This window comes from Mesorhizobium sp. M0239, assembly GCF_040321815.1.
Classification (GTDB): Bacteria; Pseudomonadota; Alphaproteobacteria; order Rhizobiales; family Rhizobiaceae; genus Mesorhizobium.
This window is the reverse complement of the sequence record NZ_JAMYSG010000091.1, coordinates 1-1,797: the sequence shown is the minus strand read 5'-3', so window position 1 is coordinate 1,797 and position 1,797 is coordinate 1. Positions and strand designations below refer to the sequence as shown.

The window sequence follows — 1,797 nt, the reverse complement described above, 5'->3', positions numbered from 1 at the left end:
GCCCGTTGACCGCCCTGGCTGTTGAGGCCTTTGCCCCGCCCATAGAGAGCTTTCGGTGCGGGCGCGACTTTGCCGCATGGCTAGGTCTTGTTCCGCGCCAATTCTCCTCCAGTGGAAAAGAGCGGCTCGGACGCATTTCTAAGGCGGGCCAAGCTGATATCCGCCGACTGCTAATCATTGGCGCGATGTCGCGCCTGACCTGGCTGACCCGCAAATCGATCACCGAAGGCTCATGGTGTCAAACGAATCCAGGAATTGACCCCTTTGGCGAACTGAAGAACTGACCCCTTCAGTGGTTTGCTGTTTCGTTTGTTTCGGGCACCGAGCCGACCTTCTGCAGAAGGCCGGACCGTCGCTTTTCGCGCAGCCTGTAGCTGTCCCCCCTGATGGTGATCACAGTTGAATGGTGAAGCAGGCGATCCAAAAAGACCGACCGCAATGATGCTCGCGGGATCGCGCAGATGATGCGGGTCAATCTGTTCCGCCCGGTGCATATCAAGACCTGACGAGCCAGAAGCGTCGGGCGTTGCTGACGGCGCGCAAGCTCTTAAAGGAAAAGGCGATTGCCATTGAAAATGACGTTCGCGGGCTGTTGCGCAATTTTGGGCTCAAGGTCGGCATGGTCGGTTCGGTCAAGTTCGAGGAGCGGATCCGCGAGCTCACCGAAGGCATGCCCGATCTGGCTGAGATCGTCGAACCGCTGCTCGACGCGCGCCGCATGCTGCGCCAGAATTTTGCCGCCCTGCACCGCAAGCTACTGGCGATCGTCCGAGATGATGAGGTTTGCCGCCGGCTGATGTCGATCCCCGGTGTCGGCCCCGTCGTGTCGCTGGCCTACACCGCGACGATCGATATCCCGGCTCGCTTCCGCAACTCCAAGGCGGTCGGGTCGATTTTGGGCCTGACGCCGGCGCTCCATGAATCGGGCGAAAGCCGCCGGGTGGGCGGGATCTCGTTATGCGGCGACGGCATGATGCGAACGTTGCTCTACGAGGCCGCGCAGACCCTGCTGACGCGGGTGACTAAATGGTCCTGGCTGAAGGCCTGGGCGATGACCGTCGCCAAGCGGCGCGGCCAGCAGAAAGCCATGGTTGCGCTCGCCCGCCGGCTGGCGGTGATCATGCGTCGCATCTGGAGGGACGGCACACAGTTCCGCTGGACCAGGACGGAAATCATGCCCGCCGCCGGCTGACCGTGTCACGACCAGCGCGTGAGCATGCCGCCGTGATCGTGCCCGTCAAGGGCAAGTCGTTGCGCGATGGGCCCTTCGGTCCCCACCCTTGACGATCACTGCGCGCGGCGGGCAGCGCGGAATCAGATCGGGACGAGGAGATGGTCGCCCAATCGCCCGAACAAGGAGATCGATAGGGAATGAACCAGGATCAAATGTGACAATCATCGCCCCCGATAGGAGGTTGCGACACAGGTCCACCGGCAGGTGGAAAGCTGTCCTTCGCGGGATGAGGATGAGGTGAGTTCGCCGACTGGCTTGCCTGGATTGCCCATCATCGGCAATCAAGGCGCTCGACAGATTGTTCCACCTCATTCTTCTGAAACCCCATAAAGAGGTAGGGCCAGAGCGCCGATCCCGGAGAGAAGCAAGGCCCCGCGAAAGACCTCCAATGCCGGCGAAGCGGAAAAGAGCTACAAGGCGCTTGAATTCAAACCGCCGAATAGAGAGGCTAAAGCGCGTCGCGATTTAAGGGATTCCAGATTCCCCTTGATTTGAGTTCGTGATTCATTGCGGTTGAAAGGAGACCGCGATGGGCAAGCCGCTACCGCTTGAGTTGCGTCGGC

General features: G+C 60.8%; 3 pseudogenes. 2 read left to right on the top strand and 1 reads right to left on the bottom strand.

Features of this window, described 5'->3' with window-relative positions:
- Positions 1-236, top strand: a pseudogene (locus NKI99_RS33695) (transposase); the annotation flags it as partial.
- Between the two features lie 53 nt (positions 237-289).
- Here NKI99_RS33695 and NKI99_RS33690 read toward each other — a convergent pair.
- Positions 290-439, bottom strand: a pseudogene (locus NKI99_RS33690) (ATP-binding protein); the annotation flags it as partial.
- Between NKI99_RS33690 and NKI99_RS33685 the strand changes: the two are divergent.
- Positions 411-1,192, top strand: a pseudogene (locus tag NKI99_RS33685) (IS110 family RNA-guided transposase); the annotation flags it as partial. The pseudogenes NKI99_RS33690 and NKI99_RS33685 sit on opposite strands and share 29 nt — an antisense overlap.
- Positions 1,193-1,797 lie beyond the last annotated feature (605 nt).